This is a genomic window from Marinobacter gelidimuriae (assembly GCF_000372805.1).
GTDB classification, from domain to species: domain Bacteria; phylum Pseudomonadota; class Gammaproteobacteria; order Pseudomonadales; family Oleiphilaceae; genus Marinobacter; species Marinobacter gelidimuriae.
Map to the genome: position 1 here is coordinate 1 of NZ_KB889889.1, position 16,460 is coordinate 16,460.

Consider the following 16,460-nt stretch of genomic DNA (forward strand, 5'->3'; position numbering starts at 1 on the left):
TGCAGCAGCAAATAGACGCCTCATGCGCTCATCCAAGACCCACGTAAGTTTCTCGAATCTGGTGCGTATGTGTTTAATGTCGTCATCAATAACAGCCATGACAACACTGTAACATCTTGGCAATTATTTGTTACAGTTATTGTTTAACAGTTCCTAACCCCTTGCTCGCCAAGGAAACCCGTCACAATCGGGACAAATTGCTGGATCATGGCGCTGTTCATGCCCAGCGCCGAGAAGGTCGACTGCACTCCGCTCATGGACGAAATATTGGAGAGCAGACTTTTGCTCAGACTGCTGCCGTCCCCCAACCGGCTGGATAGGCCCGGAGCTTCGCTCGTAAGAGAGCTCATAGCACTTGTGCCTAGCTGATTTTGCGCCAGCTGCAACAATGCACCGGTACCACCAACCGCCTGAGCGTCGGTGACGCCGAGTTGACCCTTGAGCTGCCCTAGCAATGGCCGGGCTTCACCGCTGACTTCCGTTGCTGAGAAAAGTGCTTGTGCTCCGCTGGACAAAGGGTCATTCAGGCTGAATGCGCCAGCGGTCGGTGCTAGCAGGTAGATGCTTGAAACGAATAGGAACTTTTTGAGAATAGCGTTCATTGGAGTGTCCTGGGGAATGTATAATCGACATAGTATTTTAAATTAGGGTGTCGGGGGCACAATTAAAGTCTAGGTTTCCCGGTTGTAATGCCCAAACAATAAACGGGACAAGGCGCGTGCCCAGCAGGTTTTCCGACATAAAACGCGGAAGGGCAGCTATCAGTTCGTGTTCTGGCTGGTAGTTGCCCCAGAGGCTATGTGCTTTCGGCAGTCGTTGGGTTTTGATGTGTCGACGTCTTTGCAGCCTCTAATTTGGTGATGACAAACACACCTACTTCTTCGTTTAATGCGAAACTAACCCCCTTAATTTATGAAACAGGAGTTCGGCAATGGCGGAATTATCAACTAAGGAACAACTGAGCAACGCGGTAAAAGACGCGATGCGGAATAGGGAAAAAACTCGGCTCGGCACTCTGCGACTGGTTCAGGCCGCGGTCAAACAGATCGAGATTGATGAACGCCGCAAGGTGAATGACGAGGACGTTCTAAAGGTGCTGGACAAAATGCTCAAGCAGCGTCGCGATTCCGCCAGTCAATACGACGATGCCGGTCGCAAAGAGCTGGGCGACATCGAACGGGCAGAAACGCTGGTTATTGAGGAGTTCATGCCCGCCGCCCTGACTGAGGATGACCTGGACGGCCTGATCCGTGCGGCCATCAGCTCAACCGATGCCCAAGGAATGCAGAGCATGGGGCAGGTGATGAACGAGCTGCGCCCGCAAGTACTTGGCCGGGTCGACATGGGCCATCTGGGCAAGAAAGTGCGGGCCGCGCTGGCTTGACACCTTCTCGTAAATTTGCAGAATTCAGAAGGAATGCAGGTTCGGGTTTTCCTGCTGGCTTCTCTCGATAGTGCCTGTGCCGTAGGCTTTGATGATGTTCGAAGAAATGAGTTACACCGCTCTGGCGGGCCAGATTGTTAGCCTGATTGCTCTGGGCTTCTGCATTGTCGGCTTTAACAGCAAGCGCGATGACCGGCTGATGGTGCTGTTGATTGCGGCAAACGTGGCCTTTGCGCTGCAGTTTGCGCTGTTTGGCAGTTGGACGGCGGCGATCCTGAGCTTTCTGGTGATCGGTCGCATTATGCTGGCGCGGCGTTATATGGGCAGCTGGCAGGTGATGCTTGCGGTGTTGGCGGTAAATTTGGTGGCTGCGTTACTGAGCTGGCGCAGCCCGGTAGATTTTTTCGCCATTGCGGCGGCTATTTTCGGCACCCTGGGCATGTTCATGCTCAGGGGCATTCCCATGCGGCTTATGCTGGCCGCCGCCGCGGTTGCCTGGATGCTGAACAATATTGCCATCGGTTCGGTGGGCGGCACGCTGGCGGAAGCCATGGTGCTGGTCGTTAACTTCATCACCATATACCGGCTGGCGAAAATGAAACGGCGTTATCCCGAGGCTTTCGAGAAAGCAAAAGAGTCGGGCACTTAGAAAATCCAGGTGCCTGAGCCACCAAGGCGTTCGCAAACGTGTTTGTGAAACATGAAATCGACCGGTCGCGCTGTCCGAATGTTGGCAGTGTCACGTCAGCACGGCCGGCCGGCTATTCAGCCACCGCGCGCCCCAAAAAGCGCTTCACCGTCAAGCCTTGAAACAGAATGGAAAACACCACCACCACGTAGGCCATCGGTAGAATCAGATCCCGCTCTGGCCCAGCGGGTAGCGCCAATGCCAATGCAACGGAGATGCCGCCTTTCAGGCCGCCCCAGGTTAGCGCCAGAATGGAGCTGGAGGTATGTTCCTGGAACGGTTTTAACGCCATCACGGGAACACCCACCGCCACCAGCCGCGCCAGAAGCACCAGCGGAATCGCTGCAAGTCCGGCCAACAGTACCGGTAATTCAAAGGTGACGATCAGGACTTCAAGACCAATCAGCAAAAACAGAACCGCGTTCAGCACTTCATCGATCAACTCCCAGAACGTATCCAGCTGTTGCTCGGTTTTTTCCGACATTGCGTATCGTCGACCATGGTTGCCAATCATCAGCCCCGCGACCACCACCGCCAAAGGGCCGGACATATGCAACCGGCTGGCGAGCGCGTAGCCGCCTGCCACCAGGGCAATGGTTACCAGAATTTCGACCTGGTAATTGTCGAGCCGGCGCAGCAGGTGATACCCCACCCACCCGAGTACAAAGCCCAACACCAATCCACCCACCACTTCCTCCAGAAATAGCAGGCCAATGCCCTGAAATGTAGCCTCTCTGTCTCCCTGTGCAATGCCTAGAATGGCGATAAACATGACCACCGCAACGCCATCATTGAATAGGGACTCACCCGCAATTTTGGTGGACAAGGCTTTCGGTGTGTCCACCGATTTAAGAATGGCCAACACCGCCACAGGGTCGGTGGGCGCCACCACGGCGCCGAAGAGTAGACAGTAGATAAAGGGCAACGGAATAGTAAGCCAACCCAGCACCAGCCACATGGCACATCCCACTAAAAATGTGGTGACCACGACGCCCAGAGTCGCCAGCAGCGCCACCAGCCATTTCTGATCGGCCAGATCGTCGAGATTTACGTGCAGGGCACCGGCAAACAACAAAAAACTCAATAAGCCGTTCAGCAATGTTTCACCCAGATCAACCTGCGCAATCAGCTGCTCTGCCCAGCGGGTCAGATCCTGGCCGCCCAGGTGGTTGATACCGACCAGAGCCAGCGAAAAGGCCAGCGAAAACGCCATTATGGCAATACTCGTTGGTAAACCGATAAACCGGGCATTGATGTAACTGAACAATGCGGAGAGGCTCAATAGAATGGCGACGATTTCAAACAGTGTCATGTATTCCTTGGTTTAGCAGGCGGGATCACACAACGATTGAACCAGATACGTCCGTCGACTTCCACCGGACGCTTGCGCTTTAACCGCAATGAGAGAAGCAAGCTAGCCGCCACGAAAATTGGGACAGATTTACTTTCTGCAAGTGGTTGGCCGGCTCGAAATGGGCGACTTGAGCACGAAAGTGCGGGCGATTATGGCGTTGGGCGTTGCCATTCCTTTGGTGCTGCTCCCGATCCTTTCCGTGCCAGGGCTTTTAGTCGGCCTGTAGCGTTCGATTCAACGCGATCCAGAATTATAAAACTGTTTTTCTTTTCCGATTTTTTCGCGATCTAGTATGAACACTCTAATTTTTCACCGTACTGTAGATCCTGAGATCGAAGTTCGACGGACTTTAGTCGACAAACTCGCTTGGTGAACCCTTCTTCAATCAAAGCGATCATTAGCAATCAGGAGGTTCAAAATGGGTAAACTCAAAATATATCAGCAACAGATTCAGGAAATTGTCGAGAAAGGTATCAATGCCGCAGAAGCGCAACAGAAAAAGCTGTCTTCCAAGCCTTTCGAGTACGCCGAGAAACTGGAATCTGGCGCTCGCGAATACAGTGTTAAGTCATTGCGCGAACACTACTACGGTTACAGTGAAACGCTGTTTAGCCAGCTCCGCAGCCTGAATTTGCGTATGGGTAGCTTTGCTGCCGACATCTTGTCAAAAATTGAGAAAGAAGCGGCTGAAGGCACCGATGCGGTCGCTGACGCGGTATCTGACGCCGCTGATGATGTAACCAGCGTAGCGCAGTCTACCAGGCATAAGATCAACACCAGAAAGCCGACTGCTACTAAAACCCAGACCAAGAAGACAACCACCACTGCCTCTGCCTGATAGAAAAGAATTGTGTGTCCTTGGGAGGCCTTCGTGCCTCCCTTTTTTTATGGTGCGCCAGGCATGGCGTGAACGGCCGTTACTGAACACTGAGAAATGGTAAAAACCCAAAGCGCAGGATGACACCCCGAACCTGGGTGAGCACGAAAAGTTCGGTACCAAGTCAGTCAATAAACGTCGGAAGTCTCTCGCAGTGACAGCGAAATCGGCCTACGCTTTGGTTGTTCTGGTTTTGGAGTTTATTAGTATGAAACAGCGTCACCTGTTATTACCTATCGGCCTGATACTCACGCTTACTGCCTGCGGAAATACAGCTCAGTTCTCCGTTGCCGAGGGAACCGGCCCTGATCCCGCATTACCCAGCCCGAGTGAATCCCTGGTTCCCACCGTCAATATTGCCAAAGCCGCCGGCTGGCGGTTGTACGTGTTTCACTACGACCCGCTTGAAAAGGGTGAGCCGGGTGATATTCCAACCGATGACGTAAAACAGGCCATGCACCTGGCCCCAAACAGTTGGGCCTTGGGGCGTTAGGGTCTGTAAATTAAGCTTTACTTCACGTAAGTCGCGGCTAAACTGGGAAATAAGGGAAACAGACCTCATCAAGCAGGCGTTTTTCCATAAGTGTAATTTTTTCGCTAAAGTAGCAAGCGATGTTGAGCCGTCGGTAAATCCGCCGAGTGCAGATCTCGCCAACTTCTACCGACCATAATGACAATTATTGAGGTGTGTTTATGAAACGCCATGCTTTTTCCGCCGCATTTGCCGGCACCCTGCTGAGTGCTGCCATGTTTGCATCACCTGCGATGGCCCAAGACCAAGAGCAGTTCATCACCATCGGCACCGGCGGCCAGACCGGCGTTTACTATGTCGTCGGCCAGTCGATCTGTCGTCTGGTTAATCGTCTGGAAGACGCCAATATCAAGTGTAATGCACCGTCCACCGGTGGTTCTGTTGCCAACATCAATGGCATCAAGTCCGGCGAGTTGGACATGGGTGTCGCTCAGTCCGATGTTCAGTACCAGGCCTACAACGGCACCAAAAGCTTCGAAGGCGATGCCTATACGGACCTGCGTGCCGTTTTTCGGGTTCATGGCGAGCCTTTGACTTTGCTGGCGCGTGCCGATTCTGGCATTACCACCCTGGATGACCTTGCGGGCAAGCGCGTCAACATCGGTAACCCCGGCTCTGGCCAGCGCAACACCATGCAAGTGGTGATGGATGCCAAGGGCTGGACCGAGGACACCTTTTCGCTGGCGTCTCAGTTGGGTGCCGCCGAGCAAGCTTCAGCGCTCGGCGATAACAACATCGATGCGATGGTTTATGTGGTTGGGCACCCCAACGGTTCCATCCAGGAAGCGACCACAACCGTCGATGCTCGCCTTATTCCGTTGAACGACGAAGATGTTAAAGGCATAGTTGCCGAGTATCCGTACTACTCCACATCGGTGATCCCTGGTGGCTTGTACAAAGGCAATGACGAAGACGTCGAAACCTTCGGCGTGGCGGCAACTTTCGTGACCACCGCTAAGGCTGATGACGAAGTTATCTACCAGACGGTCAAGGCAGTCTTTGACAATTTCGATCGCTTTAAGCGTCTGCACCCGGCCTTCGAGAACCTGGTTCCCCAGGAAATGGCTACCCAAGGGCTTTCAGCACCGCTGCATGATGGTGCTGCCCGCTACTATCGCGAGCAAGGCTGGATTGAGTAATTTTGTTTTGATGGCTGTTTCTGATGGCTTTTAAAACCGAGTGACCGATGCGCGGATGCTTATAGGTATCCGCGCATTGCGTTTGCGCTGCCGTTTCCAAGCGCAATAATAATATCAATAGCAACCTGACTGACGGCGGATAGGGCTGAGTATGACGGACGACAATACAAAACCTTGCGACTCGAGTGCCGATCTGGAGGACATGGTCGCTTCCAGTGACTCGGGGGCCCGCAAACCAGCTGGCATGCCCGGAAAATTATTGGTTAGCATTGCGGCGGCATGGTCGCTGTTTCAATTATGGATTGCTTCTCCGGTGCCTTTCATTTTGGGTTTCGGTGTGTTCAGTGCGACGGAGTCCCGCTCCATTCACTTGGCCTTTGCGCTTTTTCTGGCTTACATGGCTTATCCCGCATTTAAGCGTTCGCCCCGCGATCGAATTCCCATCCAGGATTGGCTGCTTGCGACGGTGGCGGCCTTCTGCGGCGCTTACATGTTTATTTTCTACGAAGGACTGTCTCAGCGCCCTGGTGCGCCGATATTGCAGGACGTAATCGTCGGGGTGGCTGGGGTTTTGCTGCTGCTCGAGGCGACCCGCCGAGCGCTTGGGCCGCCGCTGATGATCGTGGCATCGTTCTTTCTTATTTACAGCCTTGCTGGCCCCTGGATGCCCGGTATTTTGTCCCATGGCGGGGTCAGCCTTTTTGGGCTTATTAATCACCAGTGGTTGACGACCCAAGGGGTTTTTGGCATCGCGCTGGGGGTCTCGACCAGTTTCGTGTTCCTGTTCGTGTTGTTCGGCGCTTTGCTCGACAAGGCCGGAGCGGGCAACTATTTCATCAAGGTGGCGTTCTCGTTGCTTGGCCATTACAAGGGCGGGCCGGCCAAGGCTGCCGTGGTGGCGTCGGCCATGACCGGGCTGATTTCCGGCTCGTCGATTGCCAACGTGGTCACCACGGGCACCTTTACTATTCCGATGATGAAACGCGTCGGTTTTTCCGCTGAAAAGGCCGGAGCTGTCGAAGTGGCGTCTTCGGTCAACGGTCAGATTATGCCGCCTGTCATGGGCGCGGCCGCGTTCCTGATGGTCGAGTATGTGGGCATTTCCTATGTCGATGTCATCAAGCATGCCTTCTTGCCTGCCTTGATCTCTTATATCGCACTGGTCTATATCGTTCACTTGGAGGCCTTGAAAGCTAACATGGAAGGCCTTGAAAGCAGCAATCCGCCTAAGCCCCTGGTGCGCAAGGTGATGGGCTTTCTCGGTGGGCTTCTGTTGATGATGGTGACGGCTATGGTCGTCTATTACGGCCTTGGCTGGCTCAAGCCGGTTCTTGGCGATGCCACTCCCTGGGTGGTCTCGGTTGGGCTGGCGGTGATTTATGTCGCTCTGCTTAAACTGGCAGCCGGTCACCCTGAACTCGAGTTGGATGATCCCAATCAGCCGATCTATTCGCTGCCGCAAACCAGGCCCACAGTGTTGGTTGGTTTGCAGTACATCCTGCCGGTAGTTGTGCTGGTCTGGTGTTTGATGGTGGAGCGCCTGTCGCCGGGTTTGTCGGCTTTTTGGGCCACGGTGTTCATGGTCTTTATCATTCTTACCCAGCGCCCCATTACCTCAATCTTCCGCGGTCGCAGCAGAATGATCGCCGATTTGCGCGAAGGCGCCATGGATTTGTGGGTTGGATTGGTCACAGGTGCCCGCAACATGATTGGCATCGGTATTGCCACTGCTACCGCTGGTATCATCGTTGGGGCCGTGTCGCAGACCGGGGTGGGGTTGGTGCTGGCCGAAGTGGTGGAAATCCTCGCGATGGGGAACTTGCTGCTGATCTTGCTGCTTACGGCGGTGCTTAGTCTGATTCTTGGCATGGGTCTGCCCACTACGGCCAACTACATTGTGGTCTCGGCGCTGCTGGCGCCGGTTATTGTTCAGCTGGGGGCGGAGAACGGCCTGCTGGTGCCGTTGATTGCGGTGCATCTGTTCGTGTTCTACTTTGGCATCATGGCTGACGTTACGCCGCCGGTGGGGCTGGCGTCCTTCGCGGCGGCGGCGGTTTCCGGCGGCGATCCTATCCGGACCGGTTTTCAGGCCTTCTACTACAGCCTTCGTACCGCGGCTTTGCCGTTCCTGTTCATCTTCAATACTGACCTGCTGCTGATCGATGTAACCTTTTTGCAGGGCATTCTGATCTTTGTGGTGTCGACAATAGCCATGCTGATCTTCGCGGCGGCGACTCAGGGCTACATGATCACCCGCAGCCGCTGGTACGAATCCGCTGTATTGCTGCTGATTGCGTTCACCTTGTTCCGGCCTGGGTTCTGGATGGACATGATTCACGATCCCTATGAGTCCATGCCACCTGCACAATTCGTGGAGGCCATGGGCAGTGCCGATGAAGACTCTACCTTGCGCATACAGATTGCAGGTCTCGATGCGTTCGGCGATCCCATGACCACCTATATGACCGTGCCAGTGCCAGACGGCGATAGCGGGCAGGAGCGGCTCGATAATCTGGGCCTGGAGCTGTTGATCGAAGGCGACAAGGCAATTGTCGATATGGTGGCCTATGGCAGCCAGGCGTCGGATCTTGGCTTCGACTTTGACCAGGAAATTATCGAGGTACTGGCTCCTGTTGACCGCTGGACCAAGGAACTGATGTGGATCCCCGCCTTCCTGGTCTTCGGGCTGGTCATAATGTTGCAGCGCCGGCGTCGTGATAATACGGCGGCTACCGCCACTGCTTGAAGGAGATTGCCATGTACAGCAAAATCATGTTGCCACTGGACCTGAACGAGGATGCATCTTGGTCGAAGGCGTTTCCCACGGCCTTGACGCTATGCAGAAGTTTCGACGCATCGTTGCATTTGGTCACGGTTCTGCCGGACTATAATATGCCTATAGTGGGGTCTTATTTTCCCAAGGACTTCGCCAAGAACGCCCATGAGGCGATAACCGAGGCTCAGCATGCCTTTATCAAGGCGAACGTGCCGGCGGATGTAAGGGCGCAAAGCGTTATTGTTGATGGCTCGCCCTGGGAGGCGATCATCAAGGTGGCCAAGCAACTCGATATCGATCTGATCGTTATGGCGTCCCATAACAAGCGTAAGTTCGCCGATTATGTGCTGGGCCCCAATGCCGAGCATGTGGTGCATCATGCCAAGATGTCGGTAATGATCGTGCGCTAAGCCTGTGCGTTGTGCAGCATGCCGCGGCTGCTTTTTTCTAAAAATCATTGATTGATTTGTCAGGGGCTGGAAACCACGTTGGTGATCCCGAATCCGATATTTTGGTATGGACTGCAGCATGCGCGTACTCATTGCACCTGACTCGTTCAAAGAGTGTCTGACGGCGAAAGCCGTTGCTGACGCGATCGCTGTTGGTTGGTTGCGTGGTGCTCCGGCTGACCAGGTGATTAAAATCCCCCTGGCAGATGGCGGCGAAGGCACAACAGCCACTCTTGTGGGGGCTATGCACGGCAAGTTGCACCAGACACGGGTAAGCGGCCCTTCCGGCGACCCGGTCAATGCCAGTTACGGGCTGATAGATAATGGCAAAACCGCCATCGTTGAGGTTGCAGAGGCAAGCGGCCTGCACTGTGTGGCCGAGCCTGACCGCAATGCGATGACAGCGTCCAGTTATGGCACCGGCCAGCTCATCATGGCTGCTTTGAAACACCGGCCGAAGACCCTTATCGTTTGCTTGGGTGGCAGTGCCACCACCGATGGTGGCGCGGGTTTGCTGCAAGCTATGGGCGCACAATTATTGGACAGTAAAGGCCGATCCATACCTCCCGGTGGTGAGGGTTTAAAATACATCAGCCACTTTGACATTGCCGGCGCGAAAGCAAGCTTGGCGGGTGTAGATGTCGTGGTTGCTTGCGATGTGACCAACCCCTTACTCGGCGACCTGGGTGCCGCAGCAGTGTTTGGGCCACAAAAAGGTGCTTCGCCAGACGACGTCAAAGTGCTCGACGCCAACCTTAGTCACTTTGCCCAGTGTGTGGAGCTAAATGGTTACGACATAAGCAGCTTTGCAGGAAGTGGCGCAGCAGGCGGCATTGGGGGAACGGTCGCCGGGATTCTTGGTGGGCTTTTAAAACCCGGTATCGAACTGGTGATGGCCGCCGTGGGTATGGAGGCGCAAATGAAGGCAGCCGATCTGGTGATTACGGCTGAAGGGGCGATTGATGGCCAAAGTACTTCTGGTAAAACGCCGACAGGCGTTGCCAAACTGGCACAACGCTATCAGGTGCCTGTTATTGGCCTTGCTGGCATGCTGGGGGGCGACAATACGACGGCCGTTCATGAGGCGGGCATTACGGCAGTTTTCTCGATTGCTCCGGGGCCAATCAGTAAAGGCGACGCTATCGCACATGCAGCGCGCTATCTTGAAAGCACCAGCGAGCAACTGGCTCGGCTTGTTTCAAGGCTGAAATAAAAAACTGAAACGGCGTAGGTTGCAGTAATACTCGTAAAGCGGGTTTATGTTTCGTATTCTCCGTTCTTTACCAAAGGCTGTTGAGCGACTTTAATCAAAGGAACTCCATGAAGAAAAAAGAGGAAGTAATGCTTGAAGCCGCTCCGGTAGCGACCAGGGAAGAGACGCTTCTTGGTGAAATCAGAGATCTTCTTAAGCAGAAATAACTCAATTCAGAGAGTGAGTGTCAACTGTTAGACGGCACGTGCGGGAGCACGTGCCGTCAGCACTCATACCAGCTCCGTTTAGCCAGTGCGGTGTTGGCGAGGAGATCGTACCGGTTGAAGTGGACGTCACGGAAATTCTTGGTTATCGGCCGACGTTAGGGCTCATCGTTTCTGCGGCGACATCTAACCGGTCAGCCTAGGCCGCCCATGCACAGGTATTTGATTTCGACATAGTCGTCGATGCCGTACTTGGAGCCCTCGCGTCCAATGCCGGACTCCTTGACGCCGCCAAAGGGAGCCACTTCAGTGGAAATTATCCCTTCGTTGATACCCACCATGCCGTACTCCAGCACTTCGGCGACCCTCCAGATACGGCCGATGTCCCGGGCGTAAAAGTAGGCGGCCAAACCGAAGGGGGTGTCGTTGGCGGTTTGCACGGCTTCAGCTTCATTGGAGAAGCGGAATACTGTCGCCACCGGGCCGAAGATCTCTGCATTGGCGATGCTCATGGCGGTCGTAACCTGGGTGAGTATCACCGGGGCGTAGAAGTTTTCTCCAAGTCCCTCGGCGTTGTCGGCCTGATGCAGGATGGCACCCTGTTCGACGGCCTCGGCCACCAGTCTTTTTACTTTGGCCACTGCTTTGGCGTTGATCAGGGGGCCGATGGTGACTCCTTCGGTCAAGCCGTCACCGACCTTCAACTGGGCTACGGCGCTGGCGAGCTTTTCGACGAAGGTGTCGTAGACGGAATCTTGCACCAGAATGCGGTTGGTGCAGACGCAGGTTTGACCGGCGTTGCGGAACTTGGATGCCATCAAACCGGCTACTGCCGCGTCCAGATCGGCGTCGTCGAAGACGATAAAGGGGGCGTTACCCCCAAGCTCCAGAGAAATCTTCTTGACCGTATCGGCGCATTGGCGCATCAACAGTTTGCCCACCGGGGTTGAGCCGGTAAAAGAAAGTTTACGTACCCGGCTGTCGTTACAGAGGGTTTGACCGACGGTGGCGGCATCTTGGCTGGTGACCACGTTAAAGGTGCCAGCGGGCAAGCCGGCACGGGATGCCAGCTCGGCCAGAGCCAGAGCGGAAAGGGGAGTGTCTTCCCCGGGTTTGACGACCACCGTACATCCCGCCGCCAGCGCCGGGGCGACTTTACGGGTGATCATGGCGATGGGGAAGTTCCATGGGGTAATCGCTGCGACTACGCCGATGGGCTGCTTAAGAACAATAATGCGTTTGTCGGGGCCGTGGGACGGGATAACGTCGCCGTAAACCCGTTTGGCCTCCTCGGCGAACCACTCGATAAAAGACGCGCCGTAGGCCACTTCGCCACGGGCTTCAGTCAGAGGCTTGCCCTGTTCGCTGGTCATCAGTTGGGCCAGGTCTTCCTGGTGGGCGAGGATCAGTTCGAACCATTTGCGCAGCGCTGTGGCACGCGCTTTGGCGGTTAGGGCGCTCCATGCGGGCTGCGCCGCTGCGGCGGCATCGATGGCGCGGGTGGTTTCCACCGCGCCCATGTCGGGCACATCGCCTACTCGGTCGCCAGTGCTGGGATTGGTGACGGTGTAGCTTCGGCCGTTGGCCGCCGCGCACCACTCGTCGTTAATAAATGCCTGCTGTCGAAGCAGCGCTGCGTCTTTAAGCGTTAATGTCATGGTTAGTGCTCTCGTTTGTGGTTGACCGATGTTCTGTGGGTTAAGTTTAAAAAAGTTTTTAATTCAAGGGATTACATGGGCATCTTAATGTTAAAGTTAGGGGTGTAGGATGGATTTTCATCATTTTGTTCGTAATTTCCTATTAAAGCTAGATACAAAAGTTAAATAGCCTACTTAATCATGCTTTTTAGTGATTTTCACTCACAAATCTAAGGTAAGCTTCTTATGCTTAGTTTAAGTCCATGTAAGTTTCGTAACTTATGACGTAACAAAAAAAACCAGAGAAACAAACTATGATGCGTAAATTAGCAACGACACTCGTATTTTCCTGCATTGCGTTCACCTCTGTGAATGCTACAGCCGATCAGCTTGACACCGTGATTCAGCGAGGCACATTGAACTGTGGTGTGGTTCTCGATTTCCCCCCCATGGGCTATTTTGACGGAAGCAATCAGCCCGCAGGTTTCGATGTAGATTATTGTAACGATCTGGCGACTGCACTCGGCGTGGAGTCAAATGTCCTCAATCTTACCTGGGGTGATCGGATCCCATCCCTGATTTCCGGAAAAACCGACGTTGTTATCGGCTCTACTTCCGATACTCTGGAACGTGCAAAATCCGTTGGATTTACCTATCCGTACTTCGTTTTCAAATTCCAGGTCATTGCCCCGAAAGACAAGAATATCCAATCGTTTGACGATCTTAAAGGCATGAAGGTTGGTGCTGCACTGGGTACTACCTACGAAACTGAATACCTTGCCTATGCCGAGAAAAATGGCTGGGGAACGGATAACTACACAGCGTTCAAATCTGAAAGCGATGCCTATCTGGGCTTGTACCAGGGCAAAGTGGATGCGGTTATTTCAACCAACACCAATATTGCCACCAAGCTGCAAAGCGAAGAATTCAAAGATTTCGCTGCCGGCCCTTTCGTACCCAACTATGACGACGTCGTAGGTCTGATTGCAAAAAGAAGCGAAGGCGCTTGGATTAGCTACCTGAACCTGTTCCTGGTGCATCAGATTCGCGATGGCAACATGAATACGCACTACAACAAGCACTTCGGTTCAGATGCGCCTGCTGATCTGATCCAGTCCTTGAGGGATAACAAGTAATAACGACATCGGTGGCCGCCAGTCAGGCGGCTGCCAATATTACTTGTCGACAGGCCAAGCGCATAACTCTTTGCGTAACGGCTTCGAACTCTGATGGGTGCTTTGAAAAAGCACCCATCAGATCCCTTCTTAACCACAGAAAGTGGCCAAGGTATGGATTATGAATTTCACTGGAACGTCGTGTTCCAGAATATGCCTGAGTTGCTGAATGGGGCCTTTGTAACCCTGCACGTATCTGTGCTCGCAATGCTCCTGGGTATTGTGATAGCGATACTGTTGGCTATTGCCAAGATGAACAACAGCAAGCCCTATTGTTATATTGCGACCACCTGGGTCGAGATAGCCCGAAACACTCCAGCGATTTTCCAAATTTATATGGCTTATTTTGGGCTGGGAGCTTTAGGTATTCATTTAAGCCCTTATGTTGCTGTGTTGAGCGCACTTGTATTTATCAATGCCGGTTACCTGACCGAGACTTTTCGTGGCGGATTTCAGTCCATCCCCAGCACACAGTACAGTGCTTCTAAATCTCTGGGCATGACCAGTATTCAAGTGTATCGATACATCATCCTTCCGCAAATGCTCAGACGAATCTATCACCCGATGACCAACCAGTTTGTCTGGTCTATCCTGATGAGTTCCTTGGGTATTTTGGTTGGAATGGGCGAGCTTTCAGGGACAACCCAAAGACTCCAGTCATTGTCATTCCGGACGCTTGAGTTCTTTATGGTGGCAGCGGTTATGTACTTCATCATCACTAAGTTGGTGCTGATCAGTTCGTCACTTCTTTCCCGCAAACTATTCAAAGGGGAAATCTGATGAACTCTTTGTTTACGCCTCTGTCCTGGAGTGACACCGGTTTTATTCTTATCGGTGTCATGAATACGGTGACCATATCGATAGTAGCGATAGTGTTGGGAACCCTGCTGGGTTTGGCCGTCGGTTTTTTGCGCGCTGAAAGCAGCAAGGTGGTCAACGTACTGCTTGGTAGTGTGCTGGATATACTCAGAAGTGTGCCGCTGATCATTCAGCTGATTCTTTTTTCGACCTTTGTTGGCGCAATGGGATACCCGCTCGATCCGTTTGTGGCTGGCTCCATCATTCTTTCGCTTTACACTATGGCGTTCATGAGTGAAGTTTTCCGTAGTGGTTTCGAAAGCGTGCATCAATCCATGCGGACCTCAGCTCGCTCTCCATAGGTCATTTCCTCGTTGATGGGTGAGCTCTAATTATATGATATTTTTGGGGAAATGTCTTAAGTTGATGACATTGAGTCTTTCCCTCCTGGTTGGGTGTTGCCCTAAGCGTCATCAAAGACTCGGCTCTGGTCTCTGTTATTGGTTATATGGAGCTGCTGCGTACGTCTGACCAACTCATCTCCCGTACCCAGCAACCATTAATGATTCTGATCGGTGTTGGTATCTTTTACTTTATTATTTCATACCCCTTATCGTCATATGGTCGGTATGTTGAAAGGAAAATGGCAATATGATCAGTATCCAGAATGTCCATAAATCTTTTGGTGATCTCGAAGTTCTTAAAGGTGTCAGTCTGGATGTCAACGACGGCGAGGTCGTGAGCATTATCGGTGGCTCCGGAAGTGGCAAGTCGACCCTGCTGTATTGCATCAATGCCATCGAGAATATTCAAAAAGGCAAAATCATCGTGGATGGTGTTGATGTTCATAGTAAAGAGACCAATAAAGATAAGCTGCGCCAAAAACTGGGCATGGTATTTCAGCAATGGAATTCCTTTCCGCACATGACCGTGCTGGAAAACGCGGCTCTGGCGCCCAGAATCGTCAAAAAAATGAGCAAGGCAGAAGCGATTGAAGTCGCCAAAAAGGAACTCGTGCATGTTGGCCTGGGTGACAAGTTTGACGTTTACCCTACCAAAATGTCTGGCGGCCAACAGCAGCGCCTTGCGATTGCCCGCGCCCTTGCCATGAAACCTGACTACATGCTTTTTGATGAGGTTACATCCGCCCTTGATCCCGAATTGGTGGGCGAAGTTCTGGATACATTGCGTCTGTTGGCGGATGAGGGAATGACCATGATCTGCGTGACACATGAAATGGGTTTCGCGCGCGATGTGTCTGACCGCGTGGCTTACTTTCACGAAGGTGTTATTGCCGAGCTTGGTGAGGCTAAACAGGTTATTACCGATCCGCAAAACCCGCTAACTCAGAAATTCCTGTCAAAAGTGCGCTGATAAGACATTCCTGATTTGAACTTGTAAGGGGTCGAGTGAAAACTCGACCCCTTTTTTAGTGCTCTTGTTACCGCATTGCATCAAGCGCTTTTCGATAGGGCGGGCTGTTATAACGTGAGGCAGCTCAGCACACATGCAGGGTGTTGATTCTCCCGATTAACGGGATGGTGGTGCGTACGTTTAGGGTTTCTTGTCTGGGTTCGGCTCGGGAGGTGGCGTAACGCTTTCAGGGCTGTCCTCATAACCGCTCCTGAGAGTGTGGGTTTGCGAGTCATAGTTGTCCCGAAGTTCGTTTTTTATTGTGCCGCTCCAGAGTGGTGTCCCAATAAAGTAACCGGCACGCCCGATAACATGAGCTGCGATCGGCGAGGTAATCAGGATGAACACGACAATAGCGAATGCCCTTGCCAATACGACGCCGTCGGCAAAGAAAAACGCCACTCCAGCCATCGTAAACATGGCCCCCATGGCGCCCGCCTTGGTGGATGCATGCATACGTGTGGGCAGGTCCGGCAGGCGAACGATGCCAACGGCAGCCAACAACATGAAGCCGGCGCCCACCAGTAGCAGTATGGATACGATGATATCCGTCATTCTTGCGTCCCCCGTTCCAGAAACCGCGCAAAGCCGATGGCTGCAAGAAACGCGGTCAGGGCGATAACAATCGCGACGTCCAGCAGGCTTGAAATACCGGTGTCAATCGCATGAACCCCGACAAAGCCCACCACGATCGATGCAATCAGTTCCAAAGCCACCACTCTGTCTGGAAGAGATGGGCCCCGCGTCAGGCGAATGAACGCAAGCAAGAGCGCCAGGGAAAGCAGAAAATAAACAATATTGATGACAAACGGGATCACGTTT

At 53.2% G+C, this 16,460-nt stretch carries 17 protein-coding genes; 12 read left to right on the top strand and 5 right to left on the bottom strand.

Features of this window, described 5'->3' with window-relative positions; translation table 11 throughout:
* Window positions 1–143 precede the first annotated feature (143 nt).
* On the bottom strand, window positions 144–602 hold the full coding sequence (locus A3OI_RS0110525) for a DUF2780 domain-containing protein (protein WP_018404239.1): 459 nt from the start codon (window positions 600–602) through the stop codon (window positions 144–146).
* 329 nt (window positions 603–931) lie between these two features.
* Here A3OI_RS0110525 and A3OI_RS0110530 point away from each other — a divergent pair, with 329 nt between their 5' ends.
* Window positions 932–1,384 (top strand): GatB/YqeY domain-containing protein, encoded by a 453-nt coding sequence (locus A3OI_RS0110530; protein ID WP_018404240.1) that lies wholly within the window; start codon window positions 932–934, stop codon window positions 1,382–1,384.
* Between the two features lie 94 nt (window positions 1,385–1,478).
* Window positions 1,479–2,033, top strand: a complete 555-nt coding sequence (locus A3OI_RS0110535; protein ID WP_018404241.1) for a YgjV family protein — start codon at window positions 1,479–1,481, stop codon at window positions 2,031–2,033.
* 112 nt (window positions 2,034–2,145) lie between these two features.
* On the opposite strand, the gene A3OI_RS0110540 is transcribed toward A3OI_RS0110535, so the two are convergent.
* A complete protein-coding gene (locus A3OI_RS0110540; RefSeq protein WP_018404242.1) occupies window positions 2,146–3,384 on the bottom strand; it encodes a cation:proton antiporter in 1,239 nt (412 codons plus the stop codon).
* Between the two features lie 460 nt (window positions 3,385–3,844).
* Here A3OI_RS0110540 and A3OI_RS0110545 point away from each other — a divergent pair, with 460 nt between their 5' ends.
* The 6 genes from A3OI_RS0110545 (at window position 3,845) to A3OI_RS0110570 (ending at window position 10,412) form a co-directional block, all read left to right on the top strand.
* A complete protein-coding gene (locus A3OI_RS0110545) occupies window positions 3,845–4,264 on the top strand; it encodes a hypothetical protein (protein WP_018404243.1) in 420 nt (139 codons plus the stop codon).
* Between the two features lie 247 nt (window positions 4,265–4,511).
* Entirely contained in the window at window positions 4,512–4,796 is a 285-nt protein-coding gene (locus A3OI_RS23165; protein ID WP_177313704.1) for a hypothetical protein, read from the top strand.
* Window positions 4,797–4,996: 200 nt separating this feature from the next.
* On the top strand, window positions 4,997–5,974 hold the full coding sequence (locus tag A3OI_RS0110555; protein WP_018404245.1) for a TAXI family TRAP transporter solute-binding subunit: 978 nt from the start codon (window positions 4,997–4,999) through the stop codon (window positions 5,972–5,974).
* 151 nt (window positions 5,975–6,125) lie between these two features.
* The gene (locus A3OI_RS0110560) at window positions 6,126–8,720 is read left to right on the top strand and encodes a TRAP transporter permease (RefSeq protein WP_018404246.1); all 2,595 of its coding nucleotides are present in this window, start codon (window positions 6,126–6,128) and stop codon (window positions 8,718–8,720) included.
* Between the two features lie 11 nt (window positions 8,721–8,731).
* A complete protein-coding gene (locus A3OI_RS0110565) occupies window positions 8,732–9,160 on the top strand; it encodes a universal stress protein (RefSeq protein ID WP_018404247.1) in 429 nt (142 codons plus the stop codon).
* Between the two features lie 118 nt (window positions 9,161–9,278).
* A complete protein-coding gene (locus A3OI_RS0110570) occupies window positions 9,279–10,412 on the top strand; it encodes a glycerate kinase family protein (RefSeq protein WP_026224130.1) in 1,134 nt (377 codons plus the stop codon).
* Window positions 10,413–10,809: 397 nt separating this feature from the next.
* On the opposite strand, the gene A3OI_RS0110580 is transcribed toward A3OI_RS0110570, so the two are convergent.
* Entirely contained in the window at window positions 10,810–12,273 is a 1,464-nt protein-coding gene (locus A3OI_RS0110580) for an NAD-dependent succinate-semialdehyde dehydrogenase (RefSeq protein WP_018404250.1), read from the bottom strand.
* Window positions 12,274–12,566: 293 nt separating this feature from the next.
* On the opposite strand from A3OI_RS0110580, the gene A3OI_RS0110585 reads away from it, so the two are divergent.
* The 4 genes from A3OI_RS0110585 (at window position 12,567) to A3OI_RS0110600 (ending at window position 15,599) form a co-directional block, all read left to right on the top strand.
* The gene (locus A3OI_RS0110585) at window positions 12,567–13,388 is read left to right on the top strand and encodes a transporter substrate-binding domain-containing protein (protein ID WP_018404251.1); all 822 of its coding nucleotides are present in this window, start codon (window positions 12,567–12,569) and stop codon (window positions 13,386–13,388) included.
* A 153-nt stretch (window positions 13,389–13,541) separates the two neighbouring features.
* The gene (locus A3OI_RS0110590; RefSeq protein ID WP_026224131.1) at window positions 13,542–14,207 is read left to right on the top strand and encodes an amino acid ABC transporter permease; all 666 of its coding nucleotides are present in this window, start codon (window positions 13,542–13,544) and stop codon (window positions 14,205–14,207) included.
* Window positions 14,207–14,587, top strand: a complete 381-nt coding sequence (locus A3OI_RS23860; protein ID WP_018404253.1) for an ABC transporter permease subunit — start codon at window positions 14,207–14,209, stop codon at window positions 14,585–14,587. Before A3OI_RS0110590 ends, A3OI_RS23860 begins: the two co-directional genes overlap by 1 nt.
* A gap of 289 nt (window positions 14,588–14,876) precedes the next feature.
* Complete coding sequence (locus A3OI_RS0110600; RefSeq protein WP_018404254.1) at window positions 14,877–15,599, top strand: amino acid ABC transporter ATP-binding protein; 723 nt, start codon at window positions 14,877–14,879, stop codon at window positions 15,597–15,599.
* Window positions 15,600–15,779: 180 nt separating this feature from the next.
* Here A3OI_RS0110600 and mnhG read toward each other — a convergent pair whose 3' ends face one another.
* Entirely contained in the window at window positions 15,780–16,193 is a 414-nt protein-coding gene (gene mnhG, locus A3OI_RS0110605) for a monovalent cation/H(+) antiporter subunit G (RefSeq protein ID WP_018404255.1), read from the bottom strand.
* Window positions 16,190–16,456 (bottom strand): monovalent cation/H+ antiporter complex subunit F, encoded by a 267-nt coding sequence (locus A3OI_RS0110610; RefSeq protein WP_007350768.1) that lies wholly within the window; start codon window positions 16,454–16,456, stop codon window positions 16,190–16,192. Before A3OI_RS0110610 ends, mnhG begins: the two co-directional genes overlap by 4 nt.
* Window positions 16,457–16,460 lie beyond the last annotated feature (4 nt).

Bases quoted from the DNA above. Each gene is read 5' to 3' on its own strand.
- A3OI_RS0110565 (WP_018404247.1), top strand. From the start codon at position 8,732: ATGTACAGCAAAATCATGTTGCCACTGGACCTGAACGAGGATGCATCT.
- A3OI_RS23860 (WP_018404253.1), top strand. From the start codon at position 14,207: ATGAACTCTTTGTTTACGCCTCTGTCCTGGAGTGACACCGGTTTTATT.
- A3OI_RS0110540 (WP_018404242.1), bottom strand. From the start codon at position 3,384: ATGACACTGTTTGAAATCGTCGCCATTCTATTGAGCCTCTCCGCATTG.
- A3OI_RS0110580 (WP_018404250.1), bottom strand. From the start codon at position 12,273: ATGACATTAACGCTTAAAGACGCAGCGCTGCTTCGACAGCAGGCATTT.
- A3OI_RS0110590 (WP_026224131.1), top strand. From the start codon at position 13,542: ATGGATTATGAATTTCACTGGAACGTCGTGTTCCAGAATATGCCTGAG.
- A3OI_RS0110530 (WP_018404240.1), top strand. From the start codon at position 932: ATGGCGGAATTATCAACTAAGGAACAACTGAGCAACGCGGTAAAAGAC.
- A3OI_RS0110560 (WP_018404246.1), top strand. From the start codon at position 6,126: ATGACGGACGACAATACAAAACCTTGCGACTCGAGTGCCGATCTGGAG.
- mnhG (WP_018404255.1), bottom strand. From the start codon at position 16,193: ATGACGGATATCATCGTATCCATACTGCTACTGGTGGGCGCCGGCTTC.
- A3OI_RS0110535 (WP_018404241.1), top strand. From the start codon at position 1,479: ATGTTCGAAGAAATGAGTTACACCGCTCTGGCGGGCCAGATTGTTAGC.
- A3OI_RS0110585 (WP_018404251.1), top strand. From the start codon at position 12,567: ATGATGCGTAAATTAGCAACGACACTCGTATTTTCCTGCATTGCGTTC.
- A3OI_RS0110555 (WP_018404245.1), top strand. From the start codon at position 4,997: ATGAAACGCCATGCTTTTTCCGCCGCATTTGCCGGCACCCTGCTGAGT.
- A3OI_RS0110545 (WP_018404243.1), top strand. From the start codon at position 3,845: ATGGGTAAACTCAAAATATATCAGCAACAGATTCAGGAAATTGTCGAG.
- A3OI_RS0110525 (WP_018404239.1), bottom strand. From the start codon at position 602: ATGAACGCTATTCTCAAAAAGTTCCTATTCGTTTCAAGCATCTACCTG.
- A3OI_RS23165 (WP_177313704.1), top strand. From the start codon at position 4,512: ATGAAACAGCGTCACCTGTTATTACCTATCGGCCTGATACTCACGCTT.
- A3OI_RS0110570 (WP_026224130.1), top strand. From the start codon at position 9,279: ATGCGCGTACTCATTGCACCTGACTCGTTCAAAGAGTGTCTGACGGCG.
- A3OI_RS0110600 (WP_018404254.1), top strand. From the start codon at position 14,877: ATGATCAGTATCCAGAATGTCCATAAATCTTTTGGTGATCTCGAAGTT.